This is a genomic window from Kitasatospora sp. NPDC056531 (assembly GCF_042794375.1).
In the GTDB taxonomy this organism is placed as follows: domain Bacteria; phylum Actinomycetota; class Actinomycetes; order Streptomycetales; family Streptomycetaceae; genus Kitasatospora.
This window is the reverse complement of record NZ_JBHTTU010000320.1, coordinates 1-1861: the sequence shown is the minus strand read 5'-3', so window position 1 is coordinate 1861 and position 1861 is coordinate 1. Positions and strand designations below refer to the sequence as shown.

The 1861-nt window shown below is 66.4% G+C and carries 1 protein-coding gene; it reads left to right on the top strand.

The window, feature by feature from the left end; genetic code table 11:
* Window positions 1–1032 precede the first annotated feature (1032 nt).
* Complete coding sequence (gene trxA, locus ACFQ87_RS46070; RefSeq protein WP_380617022.1) at window positions 1033–1365, top strand: thioredoxin; 333 nt, start codon at window positions 1033–1035, stop codon at window positions 1363–1365.
* Window positions 1366–1861: the final 496 nt, after the last annotated feature.

Sequence of the window (1861 nt, the reverse complement as noted above, 5' to 3'; positions counted from 1 at the left end):
GACACACCCCCACCCAAGCGAACTTCCATCCCCGAGAAGGCAGTCATGCCATCCATTCACCCGAACGTGTCACGTGCGGAGGATGGGGCTAGCGGCCGCACGGACTCGTCGGTCCCGATGTCCGGCTGACGACGGCTGTACAGCGTGGCCGGCCTCGGACCGCTCGGGGCGCCGGGCACTCGGGCGCCCAGCACGCGATGGCGGTCAACGAGACCGTGCCCGCCTTCGTCTCGACGATGTACCGGGATCCTGCGCGGGCGGGGTAAGGTCCGCGAACGGCGCCGCCAGTCCACCCACCCGCGCCGCAAGAAGCCCGCGCATGCGTTGACCTTGCCGTCACCGGGGTCGGCCAGCCGTGCCGTTGATGGTGACATCAGGCGGCAGGTCGGCCCGAGCGGGAAACTCGCACCAGGTCCAGGGACCAGTCTCCGGAGACCAGTACCGACCCACCCGACGAACTGGCCCACATGCTCTGGCGACGCGGCCGGCGGATCGGCGCCATCCAACCTCAGGGCATGCGATGTCGACCGCGTCACCGCACACTGGAAGGAACTACTGAACCAGTTCTCACTCTTCTTCGAGGACCGGCTCAGTATCCAATGAACACAAAGGACTTACACAAGAACGCATACGCGCCCCGGCGCTGCGAACAGCGGTGCAGCGAATGCCGCTGCAGCAGGCCATGCAGCACCGACCGTACTCTGTCCGATCTCGGTGAACATGTCGGATCCGCGTTGAAGCCGGCGAGCTCGCTGCGATCTGTCCAGGAGAAGGCGGCGAACCTGGCGTGCCAGCCCACCCTCAGTCCCGCGACGATCCCATGTGGTCGGCTACCTCATTAGACCCGTCGGAAGATGCGGCCGGAACAGCAGGTTCCAAGTTGATCCGGCTCCCTGCGGCGAAAGGGTGGATATGAAGCATTCCTGCAGCCGGACTCTGGGTGGTCTGGCCATAGCCTCAGCCCTGGTGGTCGGATCTGTGGTGCCCGCTTCGGCTCAGACCGGAGATCGAGGTGGAGCCTCGACCCAACTGGTGGCGAGCGCGCTGAAGCCTGTTACTGACGCTTCGTTCGACCAGGACGTGCTGAAGAGCGACAAGCCGGTCCTCGTCGACTTCTGGGCCGACTGGTGCGCTCCCTGCCGTCGGATCGTGCCGTCCTTGGAAGCCATCGCCACCGAGCACGGCGACAAGATCGAGGTGGTGCAGCTGAACGTCGACGAGAACCCGGCCACCACTGCCAAGTACGGCATCACGTTGCTTCCCACCTTGGACGTATTCAAGAACGGCGAAGCGGCCAAGACGATCGCGGGCCCCAAAACGAAGGCTGCGATCGAGCGCGATCTCTCAGAGTTCATCGGCCAGTGAGTCTGTCCCAGGCACCGGCCCGCCGCGCTTGCGACCGCTGGCACCGCAGCAGCCACCGCAAAAGCTCACCCCGAGCCAAGATCTCCACGGGCGCGCGGCCACTCCTTCGGCTCGTTCAGGCATCGACTCCACTCAGGTGGCTGGCGCAGTGCGGGACCTGAACGTGTGGCCCAATCCCGCGTCCGCCTGTGCCTGTCGCTCGGCCGGTGGTTCAGCATTGCCAGAGGAGGACTGCCTGGGTGATGCCAGTGATCACGGCCTCGGTGGTGGCGGGGGTGGGCCGAACGCCGGCCGGGGTGCTGTCGAGCAGGCCCAGCATCCGCTCGCGGCGCTTCAGGTAGGGCCGGTCTCCTCGCCCGCGCCGGCATCGGGTACCTGGAGGCGTTCCCCACTGAGGTCGAGCACGCCATCCCGCACCGCCGCTCGCTCTTCACCGACCTGGTGCTGCGCGACCCCGGCGCGAAGGTGCCGGTGCTTCTAGATGACTGATGCCAAG